Genomic DNA, 25,621 nt, shown 5'->3' with positions numbered 1-25,621 from the left:
CCGGACAGAGCCGTCCGGGCAGGGCCGTCAGCGGCGCTCGTGGAAGAACGCATCGAGCAGGTCGGCACAGGCCTGCTCGCGCACGCCCGCGACGACCTCGGCACGGTGCGGCAACCGCCGGTCCCGCGCGATGTCGTAGACGCTGCCGCTCGCCCCGGCCTTCGGGTCCCAGGCACCGAACACGATCCTCGGCACGCGCGCGGCCAGTGCGGCACCGGCGCACATCGGGCACGGCTCGAGCGTGACGACCAGGGTGTGCTCGGCGAGGTGCCAGTCCCCCGTCGCCTCGGCCGCCGCCCGCAGCGCGAGCACCTCGGCGTGGGCGGTCGGGTCCTGCCGGGCCTCGCGTTCGTTCCGGCCGACCGCGACGACCTCGCCCGCAGCGTCGAGGACGACGGCACCGACCGGCACGTCCCCGGTCGACAGGCAGGCACGCGCCTCGTCGAGCGCTCGGTCCATCGCCGCGGTGAACGGTCGTCCGGCTGGGTGCTCCACGCGTCGATCCTGCCCCATCGGCACGGTACGCTCGACACCATGCGAGTCCACGTCGCCGACCACCCGCTCATCACCCACAAGCTCTCGGTGCTCCGCGACCGGACCACACCCTCCCCGACCTTCCGTGCGTTGACGGAGGAGCTCGTGACGCTGCTCGCCTACGAGGCCACGCGCAGCGTCCGGGTCACCGCCACGCCGATCGACACCCCCGTCGCGCACACGATGGGTGTCGCGATCGCGAAGCCCCGTCCGCTCGTCGTGCCGATCCTGCGCGCCGGGCTCGGCATGCTCGAGGGCATGGTCAAGCTCGTCCCCACCGCCGAGGTCGGCTTCCTCGGCATGGCCCGCAACGAGGACACGCTCGAGCCGCAGACCTACGCGGAGCGCCTGCCCGACGACCTGTCCGGTCGGCAGTGCTTCGTGCTCGACCCGATGCTGGCGACCGGTGGCACGCTGGCCGCCGCCATCGACTTCCTCTTCGACCGCGGCGCGGAGGAGGTCACGTGCGTCTGCATCCTCGGCGCACCCGAGGGCCTGGCCGCCGTCGAGCAGGCCGTCGGTGACCGCAACGTGAGCATCGTCCTCGGCGCCCTCGACGAGAAGCTCGACGAGAACGGCTACATCGTCCCGGGTCTCGGCGACGCGGGCGACCGCCTGTACGGCCTGGCCGAGTAGCACCCGCTCCCCCGACGCCCCCGTCGACCCGGCTCCGGCCGTGTCGACGGGGGCGTTCCACGTCTTCGGCGCTCGCGCGGGACGGTGTCGTCGTCGCGAGACGCCGCCGACTCGACGAGACACCGCCACTTCCGGGTGCGTCTCGCGCGAAGGGCGGCGTCTCGCGCGAGAAGCGGCGTCTCGCGCGCAGACCGCGTCACGCGCACCGCGCCCCGCCCACGCGACGGCGGACGGGAGGCCCGTGGCGGGCCGGCAGCGCGCCTCCCGTCCGGCAGCGGGGTCCGCCCGACCACCGCCTGTCCGCTCTCGTCACCGTCCGTGCGGACGGTTGACAGCGCCTTGGTATACCGCGGATACTCGTCCCATGACTGCAACCGTGTCCTCCCGAGTCCTCTCCGAGGCCCTGGGGAACGCCGGCACCATGATGCCGGCGTCGGCGGTCATGCGTTGTCGAATGTGTGCCTGATCGGTACCCGTTCCAGCCGGATCCCCCGCGACACCACCCCGGTCGCGCGCGTGTGATCCCCGGGTGACAGCACCTCGGCGACGCCCCCACACCGCGTCCCGTCGGAGCGCAGACCACCCGTACCTCCCGGGAGGCCCCGGTCCACCGCAGGACCGCTGGGCGACACGGCGATCAGCCGTACCCGGACCGACGCACTCGACACCGCACGGTGCACCGCACCGCAGCCCCGCCCGGAGAACCGCCATGTCGCTCACGATCCCCCAGCCCCGCACCGCCCTCCGTCCCGCCACCACGGTGCCGACCGACCTCGGCACGGTCACGCCGATCCGTCCGCGTCGCACGCCCGTCGCCCCGCCGGTACCGAGCGGGATCCCGACGAGCCCGGTCGTCGCACCGCAGCGGAACCGGGCGCTCCCCGAGGGCACCGAGGCGCGTGGCTTCGCGCTCTACGTCGGCATCGACGAGGCCGCGGCCGCTGCCGCCGGGACGAGCCTCGCGGCCGTGGTCGAGCAGCTCAAGGCCCTCACCGCCCAGCTCGTCCCGTCGTCGGAGACCTACGCCGCCGTCGCCGTCGCCGCCGAGGGGTCCGGGGGCCGCGACGTGGACGTGGTCCGTCTCGCGCTGCAGGACCGCTCCGCCGTGGCCGCCCGCAAGCAGGCCGAGAAGCCCGAGCCCGAGGAGACCGGTGTCGTCATCGACATCTCCCGGAAGCGCGTGACGCTCGACGGCGAAGCCGCTCCCCTGACCTACAAGGAGTTCGAGCTCCTGCAGTTCCTCGTGCTGCGCGAGGGCCAGACCGTCGACCGTGCCGCGATCATCGAGGGCCTGTGGTCCGACGACGAGGACGAGACCCCGAACGAGCGCACCATCGACGTGCACGTGCGTCGGCTGCGCTCGAAGCTCGGTGCGTTCGAGGAGATCGTGCGGACCGTGCGCGGCGTCGGCTACCGCTTCGACCGGCACGCCGACGTCGCGGTGCGCTACGCCTCGACGCCGTCGCCCGACCTCTTCTGATCTGCTCCGACGACGTTCGGCGAACTCGCAGCGAACGGAGCCCGGACACGCTGGCGCGCCGTTACCTCGCCGTTATACAGTCGGAGTCGCAGGCAGTGTTTGCTGTGGCACCGCCTGCGGAATGTGATTGCAGGACACTCTTGGTGCAAGGGAGAGGGCCGGTCGCTCAGAAGGCGACCGGCCCTCGTCACGTCCCGGCCCTCGTCACATCCCGGCCCTCGTCACATCCCGGCCCGGTCCGCTGTCCCCCGCGACCCGACCGGTGTCGCACGCCCCTCGGTAGTGTGGACCGACCGTACGACCGGAGGGACGACGACCGTGGACGACGTACGCCGCAGCGACAAGGCGACCGCCGTCGCGGCCTGGGAAGCCCTGTTCCGGGCACAGGTGACCGTGATGCGCGCACTCAACACCGACTTCCCGGGCGGTGAGATCTCCTTCAACGAGTACGACGTCTGCTTCAACCTGTCGACGCAGCCCGGACGACGCTGCCGGATGCGCGACCTGACCGGTCACCTGCTCCTGACACAGCCGAGCGTGAGCCGCCTGGTCGACCGCCTCGCCTCGCGCGGCATCGTCGAGAAGCAACCCGACCCGTCGGATGCGCGCGGCGTGATCGTCGCCCTCACGGCACACGGCTTCGACGTCTACCGCTCGGTGGCGGTGCAGCACGCGCAGACCATCGCCGACCAGGTCGGAGCCGGACTCGACGACGACGAACTCCGCACCCTCACGGAGCTGTGCACGAAGCTGCGCACCGCAGCCGGCGGTACCGGTCCCCGTCCGTCCGAGGCGGTGTCCGCGTGAGCGGCGCGGTCGTCTGGCTGCGCGAGGATCTCCGGCTCGGCGACAACCCGGCGCTCCGTGCCGCGATCGACCACGGCGGCCCGGTCACCGTCGTGGTCGTGCTCGACGAGGAGTCCGCGGGCATCCGTCCCGTCGGCGCCGCGAGCCGCTGGTGGCTCCACCACTCCCTCGCCGCTCTCGACGCCGAACTGCGGTCCCGGCACTCGCGGCTCGTCCTGCGCCGTGGCAGTGCCGCGCGGGTGATCCCCGAGGTGGTCGCGCAGGCCGGGGCGGACGCCGTCTACTGGAACCGTCGGTACGGCAGGGTCGAGCGCGATCTCGATGCGGGGATCAAGAGCGCCCTGACGGACGACGGCACGGAGGCCCACAGCTTCGCGGCGAACCTGCTCTGGGAGCCGTGGACGGTGCTCACCGGTCAGGGCGAGCCGTTCAAGGTGTTCACCCCGTTCTGGCGAGCGGCACAGGCCATGCCCGAACCGCGGCACCCGCTGCCGAAGCCGCGCGACCTGCCCGCTCCTGCGGACGTGGACTCCGACGACCTCGACGACTGGGCCCTGCTGCCGACGGAGCCGGACTGGGCCGGCGGCCTCCGCGACGCGTGGGAGCCCGGCGAGGCGGGGGCGCACCGCAAGCTCGAGCAGTTCGTGCACGACGCGCTCGAGGACTACGACCAGCGTGACGAGCCCGCGATGGCGGCGACCAGCGACCTGTCGCCGCACCTGCGCTGGGGCGAGGTCAGCCCGTACCAGGTGTGGCACCGCCTGCACGGCGAGCTCGAGCCCGAGCAGCGCCGCCAGGCCCCGGCGTTCCTCCGCCAGCTCGCGTGGCGGGAGTTCAACTGGAACGAGTACTTCCACTGCGACGACATCGCGACCGTGAACGTCCGCCGCGAGTTCGACGCGTTCCCGTGGCGTGACGTCGACGACGACGAGCTCGACCGCTGGCGGTACGGGCGGACGGGCTTCGACCTCGTCGACGCCGGCATGCGGGAACTCTGGCACTCGGGGGCGATGCACAACCGCGTCCGGCTGGCCGCGGCGAGCTTCCTCGTGAAGAACCTGCTCGTCGACTGGCGCATCGGCGAGCAGTGGTTCTGGGACACCCTGGTCGACGCCGACCCGGCGAACAACGCGGGCAACTGGCAGTGGGTCGCGGGCTCGGGCTTCGACGCCGCGCCGTACTTCCGCGTGTTCAACCCCGACCGGCAGATGGAACGCTTCGACCCGCACAAGGAGTACGTGCGGCGCTGGGTCCCCGCGGACGAGGAACGCCCCGAGCCGATGGTGGACCTCAAGGCCTCCCGGCAACGTGCACTGGACGCCTACGACCAGATGCGTCGCGCATGACGGTCCCGCGCGACGTGCTCGCCGAGGTCGACGCCCTGTTCGCCGCGCGGGTCGCCGACCGGGTCGCGCCGAGCAGCGTCTGGGGCGTGTTCGACCGGGAGGGCCTGGTCGCGTCCGGAGGACACGGTGACCGAGGCGACGGGAGCGCGCCCGACGCCGACACCGTCTACCGGATCGCGTCGTGCACCAAGAGCGTGACCGCGGCGACGCTGCTCACCCTGGTCGCCGAGGGGTCCGTCGCCCTCGACGACCCGATCACCACCGCCGTACCCGCGTTCGCCGAGGTCGCCCTCCCGTCGCCGGACGCCCCGGTGCCGACGCTCCGGATGCTCCTGACGATGTCCGGCGGGCTGCCGACCGACGACCCGTGGGCGGACCGGCAGGAGTCGATCGACGACGACGCCCTCGATGCCGTCCTCCGGGCAGGGCTGCTGTTCGACTCCGTCCCGGGCACCCGGTTCGCGTACTCGAACACCGGTTACGCCCTGCTCGGGCGCGCGATCGCCCGAGCAGCCGGCACGCCCTACGCCCGGGCGGTGACGGACCGCGTGCTCCGGCCGCTCGGACTGACCGACACCGTGTTCAGCGCCGCCGAGGCGCGCGGTTTCGTCGTCGTCGGCCAGCGCGACGACGACGGGTCGTGGACCCCGCAGCCGATGACCGGGCCGGGCGCGTTCTCGCCCATCGGCGGACTCTTCTCGACCGTCCGCGACCTGGCGCGGTGGGCCCGGTACCTCGCGTCGGCGTCCACCGCAGCGCCGGAGGACGGGCCGGTCTCCCCCGCGGACCGTCGCGCGATGCAGCAGGCGATGCGGATCGTGCCGTCCTCGGTGGTGCCCGCGGCGAAGCGACCGACGGCGTACGGGTTCGGACTGTTCGTGGAGCAGGACGACCGCGCGGGTGAGATCGTGTCGCACTCCGGCGGCTACCCCGGCTTCTCCGCGCACGTCCGGTGGTCGGTGGAGCACGGCCTCGGCGTGGTCGCGTTCGAGAACGCCACGCAGGCGAAGGTCTCAGCGCCGGCCGAGCGGGCGCTCGACCTGCTGCTCGCCGCGGCGCTCGACGCCGATTCGGCGGCGCCGGCGGCCGCCACCACCACGAGCGGATCAGCAGCCGCGCCGGGCGTCCGTCAGACCACGGAGGCCACGCACACCGCGCGTCGGGCCGTCACCACGCTGCTGCAGGCCTGGGCCGACCCGGCCGTCGACGACGACAGCGCGGCAGACCTGGGCGCCGCCGTCTGCACGCCGAACGTCCCCCTCGACCGCCCGTGGACCGCTCGACGGCGCGCCCTGCTCGAGTCCGCGCACGCCGTCGGTGCAGACCTCGCCGCCGCACCGGTCGACGAGCAGTCCTCGGTGCCGTCGCACCTGCGCTGGTGGCTGCCCGGCAACGCCGGCCGTCTGCGGATCGAGATCCGGCTCGCCCCCCTCGCGGCGGGTCGGGTGCAGAGCCTGACGGTGACGCCGGAGCGTGCCGAGGACTGAACCACGCGGACCGGCCGGTGATCGGCTAACATTTCAGGTGATCGTGTGCGCACGGTCGCCGACCGATCACTCGACCTCGCGGGAGACGCCATGCCCAGGAGACCCGACCCGACCCTGAAGCCCGCGATCGTCGCGAAGGTCGCCCGGCACCTGCAGGACACCAAGCTCGAGGACGCCTCCGTCCGCAGCCTCGGCCGGGTGCTCGGCACGAGCGCGTACCCGATCGTGTACCACTTCGGTTCGCGGGAGTCCCTGATCGACGCCGTGGTCGACCACCTGTCCGTCGACCAGGACCGGGCGCTCGACCCCGCCGCCGAGCCGTGCGCGCTCACCGACCACCTGCTCGCCGTCTTCGGCGGGCTCGACACCCCGGAGCGGCGACTCGCAGCCCGTCTGACGTTCGAGCTCGGCTGCGTCGAGGGCCTCGACGGCCGTGACCGCCAGCAGCGACTCCACCGACGACGGGTCGACGAGCTCGCGGCCTGGTGCCGTGCGCACGGCCGGTGCGGCACGGACGCCGAGCGGACCGCCCGGGCGGTGGTCGCTGCGGCACGCGGTGCCCAGTGGAGCGCACTCGTCGACCCCGACCGCTCGGACGTGGACGGGGCGCTGCGGGCGATCGCCGAGGAGCTCGCGTCGTCCGTCCGCCTGGCGGCCGCCTGACCGCCGCACGGCACGACGCACGGACCGGCACCGTCGGATCGAGCGGCACCGTCGGACGGACCGGCACCGTCGGACGGACCGGCACCGACGGACCGACCGGCACCGTCGGACGGATCGGCACCGACAGACGGACGGGAGGCGCGGTGCCAGCCGGCACCGCGCCTCCCGTCCGTCAGCCGGTCAGCACGTGACCGGCAGCCGCGTCACAGGGTGATGAACGACTGCGACTTGGCGTTCGCGAAGCGAGCCGCGACGTTCTCCCAGTCGACGATGTTCCACACGGCCTTGACGTAGTCGGCCTTGACGTTGAGGTAGTCGAGGTAGAAGGCGTGCTCCCACATGTCGAGCATGAAGATCGGCACGACGCCCAGCGGCACGTTGGCCTGCTGGTCGAAGAGCTGGAAGGTCACGAGCTTCTGACCGACCTGGTCCCACGCGAGCACCGACCAGCCGGAGCCCTGGATGCCGTTGGCGACGGCGGCGAACTGCGCCTGGAACTGCTCGAACGAGCCGAAGAACTCGTCGATGGCGGCGGCGAGCTCGCCCTCCGGGACCTTCGTGTCGGGGCCGAGGTTGGTCCAGAAGATCGAGTGGTTGACGTGGCCGCCGAGGTGGAACGCGAGGTCCTTCTCGAGCTTGTTGATCGCACCGAAGTTGCCGGACTCGCGCGCCTCGCCGAGCTGCTGCAGCGCGGTGTTCGCACCGGTCACGTAGGCCTGGTGGTGCTTGTCGTGGTGCAGCTGCATGATCTTGCCGCTGATGTGCGGCTCGAGGGCGGCGTAGTCGTACGGCAGCTCGGGCAGGGTGTACTCGGCCATTCGAGGTCCTTTCGATCTGGGGTTGGTGGAGCGGGCTCCGCGGCTCAGGAGAGCCGGGAACGTTCGGAGAGGGAGTGGAACTCCCGGTTGTGGTAGACGAGCGGCTCACCGTGCGCCTGACCCACCACGATGTCGAGCACCTCGGCGACGACGACGGTGGACGAGCCGATCTCGGTCGTCGATCGCGGTCGGCACCGCAGCGCCGTCGCGGCGGCGGGCAGGTACCGGTCCCCGGTCGGCAACGTGCCCCACATCGGGTCGTCCGCTGCGGGGCTGCCGGTCGCGGCGAACCGCTTGGCGAGGCCCACGCTGAGCGAGTCCACGAGGTGCACGACGAAGACGTCTGCGCCGAGCACGACGCCGGCCGAGCCGGACTTGGTCGACAGCGAGAAGACGAGCACGGGTGGGTCGACCGCGACGCTCGCGACGCTGGAGGCGGTCAGGCCCGTGGGACCGTCCGGCCCCTCGGCGGTGATGACCGCGACACCGGCGGGGTGTCCGCGGAAGGCGGCCTTGTACGCGTCGGCGGTCGTGGCCGGGGCTTCGTCGGGCATGGCAGTCGTGGTGTTCCTCCGGGTGGGATCGGCCGCGGCTGCGCGGCCACCTCCCAACGTAGGACCTCGACCGGGTTTCCGGTCAACGATTCCCAACTTCGTCCGATCCCGGGCGCGCCGGACGACCCGGCTCAGTCGCGCTTGAGCATGACCACGGAGGCCGCCGCGGCAACGAGCATGAGCACCGCCGCCACGGCGCCGGTGATCGTCACACCGGAGTCGAACGCCGCACGAGCGCTCTCGAGCAGCGCCTGACCGGCCGAGCCTCCGAGGTCGGCGGCGGCCGACACGGCACCGCCGAGGGTCTCCTGCGCCGCTGTCCGGGCCGAGCCGGCGAGGGCGTCCGGCACCACCACGTGCGACCGGTACGCGGTCGCGAGGATCGTCCCGAGCACCGCCGTGCCGAGCACCGCGCCGATCTCGTACGCGGTCTCGGACACCGCCGACGCGGCACCGGCCTTGTCCGCGGGGGCCGTCGAGATGATGAGGTCGTTCGTGACGGTCTCGGACGCCCCGATGCCGATGCCGAGCAGCACGAAGGCGAACGCCAGCGCGACGATCGACGCGTGGTGTCCGAGGACCGACACCATCGCGTACGCGGCGGCCGAGAACGTCAGGGAGACGGCCACGACCCAGCGGGGGGCCACCCGCGCGACGATCGGCACGACGACGAGTCCGGCGACGATGGTGAGCACCGAACCGGGCACGAGCACCAGACCGGACGCGAAGGGGTCGAGCCCGGCGACGAGCTGCAGGTGCTGCGCGATGAAGAACAGGAAGCCGGTGAGCGAGAACATCGCGGCCATGTTCATGAGCACGCTGCCCGTGAACGCGGTGCTGCGGAACAACCGCAGGTCGAGCATGGGCGCGCGGGAGCGGAGCTGGCGGCGGACGAAGGCGATCCCGCAGAGCACGCCGACGGCGAGCAGCGCGATCGCGAACCCGCGCTCCTCGGGGTGCACGACCGACTTGATCGCCCAGGCGGTCGGGGCGAGGGCGCCGAGCGACAGGAGCATGCTCGGGACGTCGACGGGGCCGGGCTGCGGGTCGCGCGACTCCGGCACGGTGAACGGCACCGCGACGAGCATGACGACGAGGATCGGCACCGCGACGAGGAACACCGCACCCCAGTGGAAGTGCGCGAGCAGGACGCCGCCGACGAGCGGACCGAGTGCGTTGCCGGCCGCGAACATCGTCGACCAGACGGCGAGCGCCATCCGCCGTTCCCCGGCGTCGACGAAGACGTTGCGGATGATGGAGAGCGTCGCCGGCATGAGCATCGCACCGAAGACCCCCATGACGGCGCGGGCTGCGACGAGCATCCAGGCCTCGGTCGCGAAGGCCGCCGCGACGGACAGCAGTGCGAACCCGGTCGCGCCGATCACGAGGATCCGGCGTCGCCCGATGCGGTCGCCGATGCTGCCCATCACGACGAGCAGGCCGGCGAGCACGAGGGGGTAGGCGTCGACGATCCAGAGCTGGGTCGTCGCGCTCGGGTCGAGGGCGCGCGCGATGGTCGGCAGCGCGAAGCTCAGCACGGTGTTGTCGACGGAGATGAGCAGCACCGGCAGCATCAGGACGGCGAGCGCCGCGAACCGTCGGGCGCGGCTGCCGGTGACGGCGGTGGCGACGGGGCTGGTGAGCAGAGTGGACACGGTGACTCCCTGGGGAACGAGCCGGACCAGGTCGACGGCGGACACTTTCGGTGGGGCAGACGAGACGGGACGCGGAAGTGGTCACGCGCCCCGTCAGGACTCCATGAGTGTACCGTCTGGACGGTTGTGGTTGCAAGTGCAACCAACGGGCGGACGGGAGGCCCGTGGCCGGACCGCCACGAGCCTCCCGTCCGCCCTCCGCTCCCGTCGGCGACCGTGCGCGCTCAGGCGGACTCGCGCACCAGCAGCCGGTGGCGGACCGTGCGCTGCACCGCCGCGCCGGAGCGCGGCAGGTCACCGGCCAGCATGCCGATGGCGAGGTCGAGGGCCTCGCGCGCGACCGCGTCGAGGTCGACCGCGAGCGTCGTGAGGGTCGGCGCGACGAGCGTGCCGATCGCCAGGCCGTCGACCCCGACCACCCGCACGTCGCCCGGCACGTCCACCCCGGCCCGGCGGCAGGCACCCAGGACCCCGAGCGCCATGAGGTCGTTGAAGGCCAGCACCGCGTCGACGCGACGGAAGCGCTCGAGCGCCCTGGTCGTCATCGCCGCGCCCAGCTCCGAGGTCGGGGCGTCGGCGATCGCGATCTCGGGCAGGTACCCACGGCGCCGGAGGGCGTCGAGCATGAGCCGGCCACGACCGCTCGGACGGCCGGTGTCCGACGCATCGACGATCACCGGGTGCCGGACCCCCGTGTGCACGAGGTGGTCGGCGAGGTCCTCGACCGCCTCGGCGGGGTCGATGCGGACGGCACCGCGGAGGACCTCGCCGGCAGGGTCGAGCTCCACCACGGGGACGGTGCCCAGACGCTCGATGAGCTCGGGCGCCCGGGCACCGAGGTAGCCGAGCACCACGTCCGTCTGGACCCCGAGCGCCTGGACCGCGCGGTCCGAGTCGCCTGCGAGCCCCGCGTCGGCCAGCATGACGTCCCACCCACGACCCGCAGCGAGCCGGAGCACCGCCGCCGCGAGCTCCGGCGAGTACGGGTTCCGGAGGTCGTCGACGACGAGACCGAGCTGGCGGTCGCCACCCGTGACGAGCCCACGGCCGAATCGCGACGGGCGGTAGTCGAGCGCCGCCGCCGCCGCGAGCACACGCTCCTTCGTCGCCGGGCTGATGCCGTACAGGCCGTTCACCGCGCGGGTGACCGTCTGGCGCGAGACCCCGGCCGCGGCCGCGACGTCGTGGATCGTGGCGCGCGCCGGGGTCCGGCCGACGGTGCGGCTCAGCCGCGCAGGTCCAGCCACGCGACCTGCTCCGCGCTGAGCTCGACCGACAGCCCCGTCATCGAGGAGCGGGCCTCGGCGATCGTGCGCGGCCCGAACAGCGGGAACGTCGGGAACGGCTGGTGCAGCACGTACGCCAGGGCGATCGCCGTCGCCGGCACGCCGTACTGCTCGCCGAGCTCACGGGCGCGACGCAGCCGCTCGAAGTTGTCGTCCGAGTAGTAGCAGCGCACCAGTTCGGCGTCGCTCGTGTCGTCCGGGGCGGCGCGGCCGGTGAAGAACCCGCGGGCCTGCGACGACCACGGCAGCAGCGGCACCTGGCGCTCCTCGAGCCAGCGCTTCGACGCCGGGTCCGTGGCGTGCTCGCAGCCGTCCCACGGCACGTCGTACGCCTCGGCCAGGCCGAAGTGGTTGCTGAGGACCTCGAAGCCGTGCTTCCCGTTCGCCGCCGCGTAGGCGTTCGCCTCGTCGAAGCGCGCCGGCGTCCAGTTCGATCCGCCGAAGACGCGGATCCGGCCGGCGCGACGGTGCTCGTCGAGGACGTCGACGAACTCCCCCACCGGCACGTCCGGGTTGTCGCGGTGCATCATGTAGATGTCCGCGTGGTCGGTGCCCTGACGCTCCAGGCTCTCCAGCAGCTGCCGGGTCAACGACTCCGGGTCGCAGTACGGCGTGTGCGCACCCTTCGTGATGACCACGACGTCGTCGCGGATGCCGCGGTTCTGGATCCACTGGCCGAGTCGTCCCTCGAGCACCCCGCCGCCGTAGACGTAGCCGGTGTCGAAGACGTTGCCGCCCTGCTCGACGAACATGTCGAAGATCGCGCTCGCGTGGGCGAGGTCGGGCTGGTTGTCGACACCCATCACCAGGCGGGACATGCGCTTGCCGACGCCGGGGACCTCGCCGTAGCGCATCGGGGCGTCGTCGCGGACGCGCAGCGGACGGCCGCTCACCGTCGGGACGTCGGCGGTCTCGGCCTCGAACGGGTAGCGCAGGCCGATCGCGGCGCGCCAGCGGTCGAGCGTGCGGGCGGTGGCGAGGCTCTCGTCCAGGGTCATCTGCGCCGCCTCGACCGCGTTCGACGCCAGCGCCGCCGTGGTCGCGTCGGCCTCGAGCGCGTAGGGCTGCGCACCGGCGAAGGAGAGCGTGCGGGGCTCCTCGTCGACCGTGTGGACGGTGATCGTCGGGTCGGCGGAGAGCGTCCACGGGTCGGTCAGCACGATGCGGCCGCGCGAGCCGTGCACCGTGACGGCGTTCTCGTCCTGCACGCGGACGCCGGTGCGGACGCTGGCGGTGGTGCCGTCGCGGTAGGTCAGGTGCGCGACCGTCCACTCGTCGACGCCGGTCGGCCCGAGGGTGCCGGTGGCGGTCAGCTCGACGGGCTCGGCGACAGCGACGCCCGTGGCGGCCTGCACGACCGCGGCGGCCATGGTCACCGGGTACCCGCCGACGTCGAGGATCCCGCCGCCGGCCGTGGCGACGTCGAACAGCCGACCGGTGCGCTCCTCGCTGCGGAACGCGAAGGACGCGTCGACGTGCACGACGTCACCCACGACGCCCTCGCGCACGAGGTCGAGCAGTGCGGCGGTCTGCGGGTGGAAGCGGTACATGTACGCCTCGACCAGCGGCAGTCCGGCCTGGCGGGCGGCGTCGGCCAGGGCCATCGCCGTGCCGTGGTTCGGGGCGAGGGGCTTCTCGCAGAGCACGGCCTTGCCGGCGTCGAGGGCGCGGAGCACCAGGTCGGCGTGGCCGGTGTGCACGGTCGAGACGTACACCGCGTCCACGGCGGTGTCGGCGAGCACGGCGTCGTACTCCCCCGCTCGGACGTCGGTGAAGCCGTGGTCGGCCGCCTCGTCCGCGAACGCCTGCGCCCGGTCGGTCGAGGAGCTGCCGGCGGCCACGAGGGTACCGGTGCTCGCAGGCAGCTGGGAGAGGAAGCGGCGGGCGATGCCACCCGGACCGAGGACGGCCCAGCCCGCTCTGGTCGGGGCCGGGGTCGCCGAGCCGTCCGTCCCGGGGCCGTCGGCGGGCGTGCTGGAGGGGGTCGCGGTCTGCGCTGACATGCGGATCCTGTTCGTGTCGTGAACCTTCACGGTCACGGCGACGCTAGCCGCGCAGATGCTGCGGGACAACCCGTTCGTGAACGTTCACGGAACCCGGCGGTCGTCACGGTCCGGACGGTTCCCTAGACTCGTCCGCATGGCAAGTGCCCGAGACCGTGTCCTGGACAGCTTCGTCGCCATCGTGTGCGAGGAGGGCGAGCGTCCGGCGACCCTCGACGCCGTCGCCGCGCGGGCCGGTGTCTCGAAGGGCGGGCTGCTCTACCACTTCGGGTCGAAGGCAGCGCTGGTCGAGGGGCTGTGCGAGCGCCTGTCCGACCTGTCCGCCATCGACGTCGACCGCATGCGCGACGCCGAGGACGGCGCTGCGCGGTACTTCGTGCGCAACTGCCTCTTCGTGGGCAGCGAGCTCGACCTCGCCCTGCTCGCGGCCAGCCGGCTGCAGCAGGCCGGGTACGAGGAGGCCGGGCGCACCCTCGACGAGACCGAGAACGCGTGGCTGGAGACCCTGGTCGACGCACTCGGGGACGTCCCCACGGCGCAGGCGGTCAAGTTGCTCGGCGACGGGCTCTACCACCAGGCGTCCCTCGGCGCCGCGATCGCGACCGACGTCCGCCCGAACCGCGGCACCGTCGACATGGACGCCCTGCTCGCGGTCGTCGACCGGCTCATCGCGACCCGGCCGGCAGCCTGACGTCGGCGTCTCCCGGACGTCCGTGAACCGGTCCGCTCCTTCCTGGGGATAGACTGGTCCCGATCCACCCGCTCGAACCGGAGGTACCACCGTGGGCCGCGTCATCGCCGCTTTCTTCTCGATCCTGCTGCTGCTGGTGTCGGTGTACCTGTTCGGGTTCGCGTTCCAGGTGCAGTCGGGCCAGGCGTTCGTCTTCATGGGCGGCCTCGTCCTCATGAGCCTCTCGTTCTTCCTGCCGATCCACGTCTTCGGCAAGAAGTAACCACAGCCGTACCGCGACGGCCCCGCACCTCTCCGGAGGGTGCGGGGCCGTCGTCGTCCGTGCGGGCGCCGTGGCGGACGGACGGGCGGTCGGGACGACGGTCGGACGGGCGGTCGGACGGGCACGAGCACGTCGTGGTTGCAACTGCTCCAGCACAACGGGAAGCACCTCGCGCCACGCAACTGCGTGGCGCGAGGTGCTTCCCGTTGCGCGGTGGGCGCGAGGAGGTGACCCTGACGCCCCGCAGGGCTCGTGCCCGCTCGGCCGCTCCTCGTCGCGGGTCAGGCCATCTGGCGCAGGCTCCGCAACGAGAGGGCCGTGGCGATCGCCGCGTGCGCGGCCTCGGCGCCCTTGTCCTCCTTCGACCCGGGCAGACCGGCGCGGTCGATGCCCTGCTGCTCGTCGTCCAGCGTCAGCACGCCGAAGCCGACGGGCTTGCCGGTCTGCAGCGCGACGCTCGTCAGACCGTCCGTCGCCGCACTCGACACGTACTCGAAGTGCGGGGTGCCCCCGCGGATGATCACCCCGAGGGCGACGACCGCGTCGAACCCGCTCTCGAGCGCCGCCTTCGCGACGACCGGCAGCTCGAAGCTCCCCGGCACCGGGACGACCTGTGCGGTCGCGCCGAGGCGCTGCACCTCCCGCTGGGCTCCGGCGAGGAGGCCCCCGGCGATCGTCTCGTGCCACTGCCCGGTCACGATCGCCACCCGGACGCCCGTCCCGTCGACGTGGTCGCGCTCCGCCGCTCCTGCTCCGCTCATCGTGTCGTTCCCTCCTGGGGTGCGGACTCCGCCGCCGCCCGGTCTGCCGCCTCGAGCCACTCGACGAGTGCGGCGATGGTGATGACGGGCACGCCCTCGCGCGCCCCGAGTTCGACGAGGCCCGGCAGACGCATCATCTCGCCGTCCTCGCCGACGATCTCGCAGATCGCCGCCGCGGGCCGGAGCCCGGCTGCGGTGACCAGTTCGATCGCGGCTTCGGTGTGCCCGGCGCGTTCACGGACGCCGCCGGGTCGGGCCCGCAGTGGGACGACGTGTCCCGGGCGGTGCAGGTCGTCCCGGACCGAGGTCGGGTCGGCGAGCACCCGCAGCGTCCGTGCCCGGTCGTGCGCGCTGATGCCGGTCGTCACACCGACCGCAGCGTCGACCGTCACCGTGTACGCGGTGCCGCGGACGTCCTCGTTGTGCGCGACCATCGGGGGCAGGTCGAGCGCATCGGCGATCTCGGCGCTGACCGGGGCGCAGATGAAGCCCGACGAGTGCGCGACCGTCCACGCGATCCACTCCGGCGAGGCCGTCTCGGCGGCGAGGATCACGTCGCCCTCGTTCTCACGGTGCTCGTCGTCGGCCACGATCACCGGACGCCCGGCGGCGATCGCCGCGACCGCGTCGGCGATGCTCGACAGGTGCGGCCCGACCGCCTGCTCGGCGTGCGGGGCGTCGAGGGCGCTCACCGTGCCTCCGGGACGGGAGCCGTGGCGGCGTCGAGCCGGAGCATGCGGCGGACGTGTCGCGCGAGGACGTCGGTCTCGATGTTGACCCGGTCGCCGGGCACCCGGGTACCGAGCGTCGTGGCCTCGAGTGTCTCCGGGATGAGGCTGACCTCGAACCAGGCATCGGTCGGCGGGACGTCCTCGGCGGAGACGGCGCTGACCGTGAGCGAGACGCCGTCGATCGCGACCGACCCCTTGTCGACGACGAGCGGGCTGAGGTCGGGGGCGAGCGAGAACCGGACGCGCCGCCAGCCGTCACCGTCGGCGGTCTCGAGCACCGTGGCGGTGCCGTCGACGTGCCCCTGGACGATGTGGCCGCCCAGTCGGTCGCCGACCGAGGCCGCTCGCTCCAGGTTGAGTCGATCACCCACGTCGAGCGCGCCGTGCGCGCTCATGTCGAGCGTCTGCTTCATGACGAAGGCGGTGAAGGTCTCGTCCGTCTGCTCGACCACGGTCAGGCAGACGCCGCTCGTGGCGATGGAGTCGCCGTGCCGCGCGTCGGCGACGACCTTCGGGCCGCGGACGGTGAGCGCGACGGAGTCGCCGTGCTGCTCGACGGCGGTGACGGTGCCGAGTTCCTCGATGATGCCGGTGAACACTGGTGTCCTCTCAACGGGACTCCGGGGGTGCTCGACGATCGTCGGCATGGACGGACGGGTCGTGGCACCCCGGGTACGAGGGCACGTCCTGTCCGCCTGCGCTTCCTCCCGTCCGGACTCTCACCGTCGGTCCCGGAGTTCCGCCGGGTCAACATCGGCGGGGTTCGCACCCTGCGTCAGCTCGTGGACTGTCACCACCGGTTCGGAATTGCACCGACCCCGGAGCGCTTGCGTGACTGAAATGATACCCCACACACCGGGCGCCCGTCCGGGGCCGTTGCCCCGTGTGACGCGGAGATGCCTGCCGGGCACGGGACGGACGGGAGGCGCGGGGCGGCGCCGCCACGGGCCTCCCGTCCGTCCCGTGGTGCGTGCGGGACGCCGGCGTCGGTCCGACACGGCCGGACCGGTCTCAGCTCCGCCCGCGGACCAGCGCCACCGCCTGCCGCAGGGACAGGTCCGGCAGGTAGGCCCGCACGACGGCGACACCGATCGCCGGGAGCGCCACCGGGTCCGGGTAGGCGAGCACCAGCGGGTGCAACTCCGGCCCGAACTTCGCCTTGAAGCGCAGCAGCGAGCGGAACCCGTAGACCGGTTCGAGCACGCCGCCCACCAGGTCGAGCAGGTCCTGCACACCCTCGCCCGTGGGGGCACCCTCCGCGGACTGCGCAAGCGGTGCGGCGGACAGGCTGAGCCGCTCGACGCCGTCCTCGCGCATCCGCTGCGCCGCACTCGCGACGAGGAACTCCATCACCCCGTTCGGGGCCGCGCCCGTGCGCCGCATCACGTCGAGCGTCCACCCCACGACCCTGCCGGCCCGGTGGCTCGGCAGCCAGCTCGTGACGGCGAGGACGGTGCCCTCGGGGTCGAGCGCGACGAGCGTGCGCACCGCCGGGTCCCGCATCTCGTCGACGCCACCGAGCGTGAAGCCCATCTCGGGCAGCTCGCGCTCCGAGACCCACTCCTCGGAGATCGCCTCGATCTGCCGGACCGTCGCCGGGGGCAGGTCCTGCCAGGAGGACCACAGGGCGGTGATGCCCTCGCGGTCCGCCTTGTTCACGGCGGTGCGGACGTCCTGCTTCTTCTTGCCGCTCGTGGTCCACGTGCGGGGGTCGAGGTCGGCGTCCTCCGCGACCGGCAGCGTCTCCCACCCCTGCGCGGTGAGGGTCCCGGCGGCCTCGGTCCCGATGCCGTAGAAGACGGCGGTCCAGCCGTTGTCGTCACACCACCGCGCGAACGCGACCATCGCCGCGTCGCGGGCGTCCGGCCACCCGAAGGGACCGCCGACCGTCACCGCGACCCGCCCGTTGCGGCGGAACGCGACACCGGCGCGGCCGTCCTCGCTGAACCAGTACGCGTTGCCCTGCCAGGTGGTCATCCACCCGAAGGTGTCGCCGCCGGCGGCCTCGAGCAGCGTGCGGGCGCGGAGTCGGCTCTCGCGGAGTCCGTCGACGTCGGCGTCCGGCTCGACGGCGCCCGTGGGACGGACGGCGGCACCGGCCACGACCAGCCAGAGCACCGGGCCAGCGGCGCCGAGCACGAAGCGCAGCGCCGGGTCGAGGGACGCCAGCCGGTCCCAGAACACCACGGGCGACAGCGGGCCGAGCGCCGCGACGACGAGCCGCAGCGGGTCCGCGACCGTCTCGCGCGTGGACGCCGCGGTGACGAGCACGACGGTCGTCACCACGCCGAGTGCGACGAGGACGACCACGGCGAAGGTCACGACGCGTCGCCGTGCGGGCAGCACCGTGAACGAACGGCGGAGCAGCACGAGCACGAGCGCGGTGGCGAGCGGCACGACGACGGAGGCGGTCACCGAGACGGTGACCACGAAGCGGTTCTCGGCCCCGTGCAGCTCCGCCGCCCCGGCGGGCAGGAGCCCGTAGGTCACGGCGGCAGCGACGGCGAGCACGACGTCGACGACCACGGCGAGCCAGACCGCGAAGCGACTCCCCCGGAACAGCCCGAGGCCGGCGACGAGGAGCACGAGGAGTGGTGCGACCGCGAGCACGAGCGTCCACGGGTCGGTGGCCCGGTACGCCAGCAGCCCCCGCAGGCACTCGCCCGACGCGCTGTCCGCGTGGCAGCCGTGGACGGGGGTGACCGGCCCGGTGCCGACGACGGCCGCGAGCGGGGCCAGGAGCCCGACGCGGGCACGGGAGAGGAGCGCGATGACCGGACCCACGGCCGACACGAGGACCACGGTGCCGAGCAGGACCCGGGTCTCGCGGTGCGAGCTCCTGGTCCAGCCGATCCGGGCGGGGCCTCGGCGGAGCAGGTCGCCGAGCAGCCACCCGGCCGCCGCCGCGAGCGATGCGTAGAGGTCCGAGGCGTGTCCGGCGTACAGCAGCAGCGCGGCGACGACGGCGACGACGTTGACCCGGATCCGTCGGCGCCACAGCGGACCGGCGAACGCGCTCGCGGTGACGATCGTCCCGACGATGGCCGTCCACGGGTCGAAGCTCGTCGCGCGTCCGAGCAGCAGCGCGCCGGCCGCGCGGCCGTCCTGGTCGACGAGGGCCGTGAGGGCGCCGAGCCCCGTGCCGACGACGGTGGTCAGGACGAACGCGAGGGCCGTCCGCCTGCTGCCCATCAGTCGCTCCGACGCCCCGACGAGCGCCACCACACCAACGAGGGTGAGGGCGAGCGCCAGCGCCCCGGTGGTGACGGCGAAGACCCGGAAGGGTCCGAAGTGCACGGTGTCCAGGGAGCCGGTGTGCCCGACGACGCGGACGACGAGGCCCGCGATCGAGGTGAGGAGCACGAGGACGACGACGACCGCCGTGACCGGGTGCCGCCGGGTCGACCTGACGATCCGCGACCCGAGGGCGGCCGCTCCTGACGTGGTCCTGCTCACAGCGCACCGTCCTCCTGCGGGAGACCGAGGTGTGCCAGGACGACCGGCAGTCCGTGGGCCAGCACGTACCGCACGGTGTTCCAGTCGTGCGCCGAACCCGGCGACACGATGACCTGCGTCTGCATGCCCGCACGGACCGCTGCGGCGTGCAGGGTCTCGGTCGACGCCCGGTAGGGGGCGTCGTCCTGACCGTAGCCGAAGACGGTGAGGTGGTCGTGGTACGGCCCGTGCGCCGCCATGATCGCGACGGGCGCCGCGGCACGGTAGGCGGCAGCCGAACCACCGAACGCCAGCGCGGTGCTCCGCTGCGCGTCGCCGGTCACCGGGGCGAGCTCGCTCGAGATCGCCAGGGCCGCACCGAAGACGTCGGGGTGCTCGGTGGAGAACTGCATCGTGCACGTCGCGCCCTGCGAGAACCCGAGGATGCCCCAGGCTCCTGCTCCGCTGGCGACCGGCAGGTGCCGCTCGATCCAGTGCACCGTGTCGGTCATCACGTAGGTGGCGCTCCTGCCGAGGCGCCGGGAGTCCACGCACATCGGGTTCCGGTTCGGCGCCGCGAGCTGGTCCGGCGACACGACGATCGGGGCGAGGCCGTGGTGTGCGGCGGCGTAGCGGTCGAGGAAGCTGCCGAGGTCGCCGGTCTGGAACATGTCGGCCGGTTGCCCGGGCTGCCCGGAGAGCGCGACGAGGACGGGCAGCCGCGGCGGGTGGGCCACCTGTGCGGCCGGCGGGAGCCAGACCACCGCCTTGCGCGCCCGGAAGTGCGACACCGTCCCCGGGATCGTCACGCTGATGGTCTCGCCCTTCGACGGCATGCCCGCCGGCGCGTGCCAGTCCGCCGCGTCGACCTCGAGGTGCGACCCCGGGTCCGACAGCGGCGGCAGGTCCCGGCTCCGGTAGGGGTTGGTCGCGACGGCCTGCTCGATGTTCTTGTAGAACCCGAAGTCCACGTTGACGCCGAGGCCCGCCGACAGCAGGAGCGCACCGGCCGCGGCGACGGCGAGGACCCGTGCGAGCCACCCGCCCTGCACCGCCACGACGAGCAGGAGCGCCACGCCCGCGAACGCGAACGCCACCCACATCCGGGTGACCGGGGTGAACTGCACGCCGAAGTCGTCCTGCACGTCGCCGGTCCACCACACGGCGACGAGGCCGATCGCCGCTCCGACCGCCGCTCCCCCGACCCGGACCGCGGCACGGCGCAGCCGGTGCCGCTCGTGCACCGGACCGACCAGGACCCACCCGGCGAGGAGGGCTGCGAGGACGTACACCGGGACGAGCAGGCGGCTGCCGGTGATCGGGACGCGGAGGAGTTCGTGGAGCACGGGTTCATCGTGGCCCCGCACCGCTGCCGCACAGCCTCGGAAGCGCTTCCACTGCGCACAGGTTGGGCACTGATCGCTCCCAGGGATGCTCCAGGCGCTCCACAGCGGCATCCGGTTCGCGGACACGGGTCGGAGGGGCGCCGCGGACGACGCCCCTCCGACTCCCTGGTGTCAGGCGGTGCGCCTGCGGAGCACGAGCACGCCGGCTCCGAGGAGCAGGAGCAGGAACGCGATGCCCGCCGGGACCGTCTGCGAGCCGGCTCCGGTGTACGCGAGCTCCGGCTGCGCCGCCGGCGCAGCAGCGGCGGTCGTCCCCGTCGAGGACGCCACGGTCGACCGGGAGGCGCTGGTCGCCGTGACCGCGCCGGCCGCGGTGACCTCCGTGCTCGCGACCGGGACGGTGGTCGCCTCCGGCACCGAGGTGCCGGGGGTCGTCCCGCCCGTGGTGTCACCGGGCGTCACGCCCGGGTCCGTACCGGGGTCCGTACCCGGGTCCGTACCGGGGTCCGTACCCGGGTCCGTACCGGGGTCAGTGCCCGGGACCGTACCGGGGTCGGTACCGGGGTCCGTCCCCGGGTCCGTACCGGGATCGGTGCCCGGGTCCGTACCGGGATCGGTGCCCGGGTCCGTCCCCGGGTTCGTGCCCGGGGTCGTGGTGCTGGTGCCGTCACCGACGATGCCGATGCCGTTCCCGCCGACGGTGATCGGCACGCTGATCACGGGGATCACCTGCGTCCCGCCGAGCAGACCGCCGTCACCGGAGGTCGTGCCACCCGCGACCGGGGTCGAACCCGAACCCGAGCCGGTGCCGGTCGTGCCGGTGCCGGTGCTGGTGCCGTCACCGACGACGCCGATGCCGTTCCCACCGACGGTCACCGGGATCGCGACCACCGGGGCGACCTGCGTCCCGGAGCCCACGCCGTCGTCACCCGACGTCGTGCCACCCGCGACCGGGGTCGAACCCGAACCCGAACCGGTGCCGGTCGTGCCGGTGCCGGTGCTGGTGCCGTCACCGACGACGCCGATGCCGTTCCCGCCGATCGTGATCGGCAGATCGACGATCGGTGACACCTGCGTGCCGCCGAGCACAGCGTCGTCACCGGACGTCGTGCCACCCGCGACCGGGGTCGAACCCGAACCCGAACCCGGGGCAGCGGTCGGCGCCGTCCCCGTCGCGGAGCCGTCACCGAGCACCCCGATGCCGTTGCCGCCGACGGTCACGGGGACGGACACGACCGGGGCGACCTGCGTCCCGGACGCGATGCCGTCCGAACCGGACGTCACCGGCTCGGCTGCCGGTTCCGGGACCGCCGGGCTGCTCGTCGCCGCGGCCGGAGCGGACGCCGGAGCGGCTTCCGCGTCACCCGCGACACCGACGGCGTTGCCGGTGACCGACACCGGAGCGGTGACGTCACCGACGACCTGCGTCCCCGACGCGACAGCGTCCGAGCCGGTCGTCGTCGGAGCAGGAGCAGGAGCCGGGGCGGGCACGGGAGCCGAAGCGGGCGCCGGAGCGGTCGCCACGGCGTCGCCCGCCACGGCGACCGCGTTGCCGGTCGCCTGCACCGGTGCCGTCACGACGGGCGCGACCTGGGTACCGGACGCGATGCCGTCGTCACCCGAGGTGGCCGGGGCAGGGGCAGGAGCCGGAGCCGGAGCAGCCGGAGCGGGAGCCGGAGCCGAGCCGGTCGTGGACACGGCGTCGCCGAGCACCCCGAGGGCGTTCCCGGAGACGGACACCGGGGCACTGATCGACGGTGCCACCTGGGTGCCGGACAGGAGGCCGTCGTCACCGGAGGTCGTGGCGGCGTTCGCCACCGCGGTCCCCCCGAGCGTCAGGCCGCCGACGAAGAGGGTGAACCAGAGCCCTCTCGAGACGTACTTGTTCATGGTCGTTCGTTCCTCACTGATCGAGATCTGTCACCCGACCGCGATCGCGGTCGGGTGGTGCATGCCTGCCGTGCTGGACAGGCGCACCGATCTCAGTCAGGAGCGACGTCGTGGTCGCCGACGACGGACGCGGGGACCACGTCGTCGGCGAGGCTGCCGCGTGACCCCACGGCGAGGGAGAACCGGACACCGGAGGTGCCGTCGAGCCCGACGGGCGCGGCGCCCGCGGAGCCGGAGGTGGCACCGCCCGCGGCACCGGAGACGCCCGGGCCGGACGGGAGGCCTTCGTGGCCGTCGCCGTCCGCCGGGACGAGCAGCGCCGCCCCGCCGACGGTCGCCGCGGCCGGCACCGGAGCGGCCGGGGCGGCAGCACCGACGACGGTGGCGACCGCCACGTGCTCGGTGGCCGGAGCGCCGTCGCGTGCGACGTCACCCGGTGGTGTCGGGACACCGGCCACCGTCGGTGGGCCGCTGGCGCCGTCCACGGCGACGGCGGAGGCTGGGGTGGGCGCGTCGTGCCGGACGCGCACCGGCTGCTCGTCCGTGCCGCCCACCGGGGTCGGCGCGGTCCCGGGGACGGGCGCCGTGCCTCCCGGCAGGAGGGGCGGCAGCGGGGCCGGCGTGACGGGGAGCGGCAGGACCGGCGTCACCGGGAGCGGCAGGACCGGGAGCGCGTCCTCGACGGGCGGGAGGACCTGCTCGACCGTGCCGGGCAGCGATCCGACGGTCGTCCCGACACGGTCGACCACGTCGTCGACCGCTCCGGTGACCGGCGCGGTGACGGTGCCGACGGTGTCGTCACCGAGCAGGTCGCGGGTCACCGGGAGGGCGCCGACCACGCTGTCGACCGTGTCGACGACGCCCGTGACGGGCCGTGCTCCCGTGACCGTCTGCACCGTCTCGGTGACGGGGCGGAGGGCGCCGGTGAGGGTGTCGGTGAGCGGCCGGGAGGCACTGCTCGCCACGTCCTCACCACCGGCGGTCGTCGGCGTGGCCGGGATCGCGGCGGTGCCGGTCGGCGGAGTCGGCGACGCCTGCGGCGTGGTCGGGGCCTGCTGGGCCGCCGGCGTCTGCTGCGCGGTCGGCGTCTGCGTGCTGGTGTGCTGCGCGATCGCCGTCGCCGGGGCCGTCGGTGCGGTGTGCTGCGCGACCGGGGGTGCCGGCGGGGCGGGACGCGCCGGGGCGGGAGCCGCGGCGGCAGGAGCCGGAGCGACGGGAGCCGGAGCAGCGGGGGCGGGAGCTGCGGGAGCCGGAGCCGCTGGCACCGGGGCAGCGGCGGGCGGTGCGACGGCCTGCCGCACGGGGGCGACCGCACTGTCGACGGCCTGCGTCGCTCCCTGCACGGTGTCGCCGACGTCCTGGACCAGCCCGCTGACCAGCCCGCGCTGCTGCGGAGCCCCCTCGGCTGCTGCGGCCGGACGGGCACCGAGGAGCAGCGAGAGCAGCACGAGCGCAGCGGCGACCCCGACGCCCACGAGGGCGGTCCGGAGCAGCGCGCGCCAGGGGTCGCGCAACGGCTGGTCCATGCGCTCACCTCCTGATCTCGGCTGCGCACGTAGAGTGGTTGACCGGCACTGTACGCCGATCGATCCCGGACCGGAACCGGTCACGGAAGAAATTCTCAGGAAAGGCCGCACGTGGTCTCGATCTTCTCCGCCCCGACGCGCAACCTCGACATCGTGACGCTGCACGAGATCCTGCGGCTCCGACAGGACGTGTTCGTCGTCGAGCAGGAGTGCGCCTACCCGGACATCGACGGCCGCGACCTCGAGCCGGGCACGGTGCAGTTCTGGGCAGGGCAGGGCTCGGTGGACGCCACGCTCCGGCTGCTCCGCGAGGACGACGGCACCGAGCGCATCGGCCGCGTCGCCACCGCCCGGCACGCGCGGTCGCAGGGGCTCGGGGCGCAGCTCATGGAGGCGGCGATCGCCGAGTCCCGCTCGTCGTCGATCGCGATCAACGCGCAGGCGCACCTCGAGCAGTGGTACGGCCGGTTCGGCTTCGTGCGGTCCGGCGACGACTTCCTCGAGGACGCCATCCCGCACGTCCCGATGACGCGCACCCGCTGAGCGCCCTGTCGTCCGCGTCCCGGGTCGGTGCGACGTCGGCCCGGGTCAGGCTCGCCGGCGCCGCAGCTCGTCGCCCGGGTCAGGCGCACCAGCGGCGGAGCTCGTCGAACGACCGTCCCTGGTGCGCGCGGTCCGCGACGAGCCGCTCGAACACGATGTTCGTCTGCGTCGTCGCGACGGCGGGGTCCCCGCTCAGCTCGTCGGCGACGAAGTCCCGCAGCTGCTCCGTCGACGTGCAGGCGATGTGCACGAGGAAGTCCTTGTCGCCGGCGAGGAACGCCACGTCCTGCACGACGGGCACCCGGAGCAGGCGCTTCGCGAAGTCGCGCAGTTCGTGCCGGGCCGCGGCGTGCACCCGGACGGACACCATCGCCTCGATCGCGAACCCGAGCTTCGCGACGTCGACGTCGGCCCGGTAGCCGCGGATCACCCCGGCGTCCTCGAGCGCGCGCACCCGCGTCAGGCACGTGGACGGCGCGACCCCGACCGCGGCGGCCAGCCGGTTGTTCGGCATCCGGGCGTCGCCGGCGAGGGTCCAGAGGATGCGCTCGTCGACCTCGTCGAGGCGCGGTGCGGGATCGGGGCGGCGGACGGTTCGGTCGGACACGCCCCGACGTTACCGCTGGTCGACCCCCGCGCTACATCGCCAGCGTCATCCCGACCACGGCGACCGTCATCGCGAAGACCTCACCGCTGCGGACGGCTCGACGGTCCTCGCGCGCCCACTCGTACCGGAGCAGCCACCCGCTGAACGCGCAGTAGCCGACCACACCGGCTCCGAGGACCGCGGAGAGCGCGATCCCGTGTCCGGCGTGCCCGTCGGACAGCCCGGTCGCGTGCCCCATCAGGAGCATGCCGGCCATCACGACCGACGACAGTGCCCGGTGCACGTCCATCGGCTCCGCCCGACGCCCGTCCGGCCGACGGCGCCGCAGCACGGGCAGCGGCGCGAGGAGCAGCAGCGTCGCCGCGGCCAGCAGCGTCCACGAGGCGCCCGCCTGCACGACGGGGAGCACCATCGCCACGAGCATCACCGCGGCGGGGACGATCACACCCGGTCGGGGCCGGTAGCGGTCCCCCACGATGCAGCAGACCGATGCGAACTGCGGCACGACGAGCATCGCGTCGGCGACGGTCTCGTGCACGGCGGTCACGGCGAGCGGCGTC

Annotated in this window: 23 protein-coding genes, 1 pseudogene and 1 riboswitch; of the genes and pseudogenes, 9 read left to right on the top strand and 15 right to left on the bottom strand. The window is 73.5% G+C overall.

Features of this window, described 5'->3' with window-relative positions; genetic code table 11:
* Positions 1 to 27: 27 nt before the first annotated feature.
* Positions 28 to 459: a nucleoside deaminase gene (locus ACIP6W_RS13535; protein WP_251159653.1), complete on the bottom strand. Its 432-nt coding sequence runs from the start codon at positions 457 to 459 to the stop codon at positions 28 to 30.
* Between the two features lie 75 nt (positions 460 to 534).
* Here ACIP6W_RS13535 and upp point away from each other — a divergent pair, with 75 nt between their 5' ends.
* The 6 genes from upp to ACIP6W_RS13505 all read left to right on the top strand — a co-directional run bounded on the left by upp (position 535) and on the right by ACIP6W_RS13505 (position 6,953).
* Positions 535 to 1,170: a uracil phosphoribosyltransferase gene (upp, locus tag ACIP6W_RS13530; protein ID WP_066655308.1), complete on the top strand. Its 636-nt coding sequence runs from the start codon at positions 535 to 537 to the stop codon at positions 1,168 to 1,170.
* Positions 1,171 to 1,879: 709 nt separating this feature from the next.
* A complete protein-coding gene (locus ACIP6W_RS13525; RefSeq protein WP_144411342.1) occupies positions 1,880 to 2,650 on the top strand; it encodes a winged helix-turn-helix domain-containing protein in 771 nt (256 codons plus the stop codon).
* 318 nt (positions 2,651 to 2,968) lie between these two features.
* Positions 2,969 to 3,457, top strand: a complete 489-nt coding sequence (locus ACIP6W_RS13520; protein WP_066658477.1) for a MarR family winged helix-turn-helix transcriptional regulator — start codon at positions 2,969 to 2,971, stop codon at positions 3,455 to 3,457.
* Positions 3,454 to 4,803: a deoxyribodipyrimidine photo-lyase gene (locus ACIP6W_RS13515; RefSeq protein WP_066655310.1), complete on the top strand. Its 1,350-nt coding sequence runs from the start codon at positions 3,454 to 3,456 to the stop codon at positions 4,801 to 4,803. The genes ACIP6W_RS13520 and ACIP6W_RS13515 overlap by 4 nt, the downstream gene beginning before the upstream one ends.
* Positions 4,800 to 6,290: a serine hydrolase gene (locus ACIP6W_RS13510; protein ID WP_066655312.1), complete on the top strand. Its 1,491-nt coding sequence runs from the start codon at positions 4,800 to 4,802 to the stop codon at positions 6,288 to 6,290. Before ACIP6W_RS13515 ends, ACIP6W_RS13510 begins: the two co-directional genes overlap by 4 nt.
* 90 nt (positions 6,291 to 6,380) lie before the next feature.
* Complete coding sequence (locus tag ACIP6W_RS13505; protein WP_144411343.1) at positions 6,381 to 6,953, top strand: TetR/AcrR family transcriptional regulator; 573 nt, start codon at positions 6,381 to 6,383, stop codon at positions 6,951 to 6,953.
* Between the two features lie 203 nt (positions 6,954 to 7,156).
* On the opposite strand, the gene ACIP6W_RS13500 is transcribed toward ACIP6W_RS13505, so the two are convergent.
* The 5 genes from ACIP6W_RS13500 to ACIP6W_RS13480 all read right to left on the bottom strand — a co-directional run bounded on the left by ACIP6W_RS13500 (position 7,157) and on the right by ACIP6W_RS13480 (position 13,269).
* Positions 7,157 to 7,771, bottom strand: coding sequence for a superoxide dismutase (locus tag ACIP6W_RS13500; protein ID WP_251154599.1), 615 nt, complete (start codon positions 7,769 to 7,771; stop codon positions 7,157 to 7,159).
* A gap of 44 nt (positions 7,772 to 7,815) precedes the next feature.
* Entirely contained in the window at positions 7,816 to 8,325 is a 510-nt protein-coding gene (locus ACIP6W_RS13495; RefSeq protein ID WP_066655321.1) for a flavin reductase family protein, read from the bottom strand.
* 131 nt (positions 8,326 to 8,456) lie between these two features.
* Positions 8,457 to 9,980 carry an MFS transporter gene (locus tag ACIP6W_RS13490; protein WP_066658484.1) on the bottom strand — a complete coding sequence of 508 codons (1,524 nt, stop codon included), beginning with the start codon at positions 9,978 to 9,980 and terminating at the stop codon, positions 8,457 to 8,459.
* Between the two features lie 224 nt (positions 9,981 to 10,204).
* A complete protein-coding gene (locus ACIP6W_RS13485) occupies positions 10,205 to 11,227 on the bottom strand; it encodes a LacI family DNA-binding transcriptional regulator (RefSeq protein ID WP_251159594.1) in 1,023 nt (340 codons plus the stop codon).
* Entirely contained in the window at positions 11,206 to 13,269 is a 2,064-nt protein-coding gene (locus ACIP6W_RS13480; protein ID WP_400430023.1) for an aldo/keto reductase, read from the bottom strand. The genes ACIP6W_RS13485 and ACIP6W_RS13480 overlap by 22 nt, the downstream gene beginning before the upstream one ends.
* A gap of 136 nt (positions 13,270 to 13,405) precedes the next feature.
* Between ACIP6W_RS13480 and ACIP6W_RS13475 the strand changes: the two genes are divergently transcribed.
* Together ACIP6W_RS13475 and ACIP6W_RS13470 are read left to right on the top strand one after the other, a co-directional pair.
* Positions 13,406 to 13,960, top strand: a complete 555-nt coding sequence (locus ACIP6W_RS13475) for a TetR/AcrR family transcriptional regulator (protein WP_066655324.1) — start codon at positions 13,406 to 13,408, stop codon at positions 13,958 to 13,960.
* Between the two features lie 91 nt (positions 13,961 to 14,051).
* On the top strand, positions 14,052 to 14,222 hold the full coding sequence (locus ACIP6W_RS13470; protein WP_400430021.1) for a hypothetical protein: 171 nt from the start codon (positions 14,052 to 14,054) through the stop codon (positions 14,220 to 14,222).
* Between the two features lie 281 nt (positions 14,223 to 14,503).
* On the opposite strand, the gene ribH is transcribed toward ACIP6W_RS13470, so the two are convergent.
* From ribH to ACIP6W_RS13435, 7 genes and pseudogenes are all read right to left on the bottom strand, one after another.
* Positions 14,504 to 14,983, bottom strand: coding sequence for a 6,7-dimethyl-8-ribityllumazine synthase (gene ribH, locus ACIP6W_RS13465; protein WP_066655326.1), 480 nt, complete (start codon positions 14,981 to 14,983; stop codon positions 14,504 to 14,506).
* A 20-nt stretch (positions 14,984 to 15,003) separates the two neighbouring features.
* Positions 15,004 to 15,627 (bottom strand): annotated as a pseudogene (ribB, locus tag ACIP6W_RS13460) (3,4-dihydroxy-2-butanone-4-phosphate synthase); the annotation flags it as partial.
* Between the two features lie 44 nt (positions 15,628 to 15,671).
* Positions 15,672 to 16,313, bottom strand: coding sequence for a riboflavin synthase (locus tag ACIP6W_RS13455; RefSeq protein WP_066655327.1), 642 nt, complete (start codon positions 16,311 to 16,313; stop codon positions 15,672 to 15,674).
* A 96-nt stretch (positions 16,314 to 16,409) separates the two neighbouring features.
* A riboswitch (FMN riboswitch) is annotated at positions 16,410 to 16,543 on the bottom strand.
* Positions 16,544 to 16,725: 182 nt separating this feature from the next.
* Positions 16,726 to 19,170: a bifunctional lysylphosphatidylglycerol flippase/synthetase MprF gene (locus ACIP6W_RS13450; RefSeq protein WP_400430019.1), complete on the bottom strand. Its 2,445-nt coding sequence runs from the start codon at positions 19,168 to 19,170 to the stop codon at positions 16,726 to 16,728.
* Positions 19,167 to 20,495, bottom strand: coding sequence for an esterase family protein (locus tag ACIP6W_RS13445; protein WP_235426350.1), 1,329 nt, complete (start codon positions 20,493 to 20,495; stop codon positions 19,167 to 19,169). Before ACIP6W_RS13445 ends, ACIP6W_RS13450 begins: the two co-directional genes overlap by 4 nt.
* Positions 20,496 to 20,666: 171 nt before the next feature.
* A complete protein-coding gene (locus tag ACIP6W_RS13440; RefSeq protein ID WP_400430017.1) occupies positions 20,667 to 22,385 on the bottom strand; it encodes a hypothetical protein in 1,719 nt (572 codons plus the stop codon).
* Positions 22,386 to 22,477: 92 nt separating this feature from the next.
* Entirely contained in the window at positions 22,478 to 23,911 is a 1,434-nt protein-coding gene (locus tag ACIP6W_RS13435) for a hypothetical protein (protein WP_400430015.1), read from the bottom strand.
* A gap of 111 nt (positions 23,912 to 24,022) precedes the next feature.
* On the opposite strand from ACIP6W_RS13435, the gene ACIP6W_RS13430 reads away from it, so the two are divergent.
* Positions 24,023 to 24,454, top strand: a complete 432-nt coding sequence (locus tag ACIP6W_RS13430; protein WP_126892230.1) for a GNAT family N-acetyltransferase — start codon at positions 24,023 to 24,025, stop codon at positions 24,452 to 24,454.
* Between the two features lie 79 nt (positions 24,455 to 24,533).
* Here ACIP6W_RS13430 and ACIP6W_RS13425 read toward each other — a convergent pair whose 3' ends face one another.
* Positions 24,534 to 25,061, bottom strand: coding sequence for an Lrp/AsnC family transcriptional regulator (locus tag ACIP6W_RS13425; RefSeq protein ID WP_400430013.1), 528 nt, complete (start codon positions 25,059 to 25,061; stop codon positions 24,534 to 24,536).
* A gap of 31 nt (positions 25,062 to 25,092) precedes the next feature.
* The gene (locus tag ACIP6W_RS13420; RefSeq protein WP_400338914.1) at positions 25,093 to 25,608 is read right to left on the bottom strand and encodes a hypothetical protein; all 516 of its coding nucleotides are present in this window, start codon (positions 25,606 to 25,608) and stop codon (positions 25,093 to 25,095) included.
* Between the last annotated feature and the right edge of the window lie 13 nt (positions 25,609 to 25,621).

The sequence above is a fragment of the Curtobacterium sp. NPDC088465 genome, assembly GCF_044753165.1.
Lineage (GTDB): Bacteria > Actinomycetota > Actinomycetes > Actinomycetales > Microbacteriaceae > Curtobacterium.
Note: the sequence above shows the minus strand (reverse complement) of the source record. Positions and strands in the feature narration are given on the sequence as shown.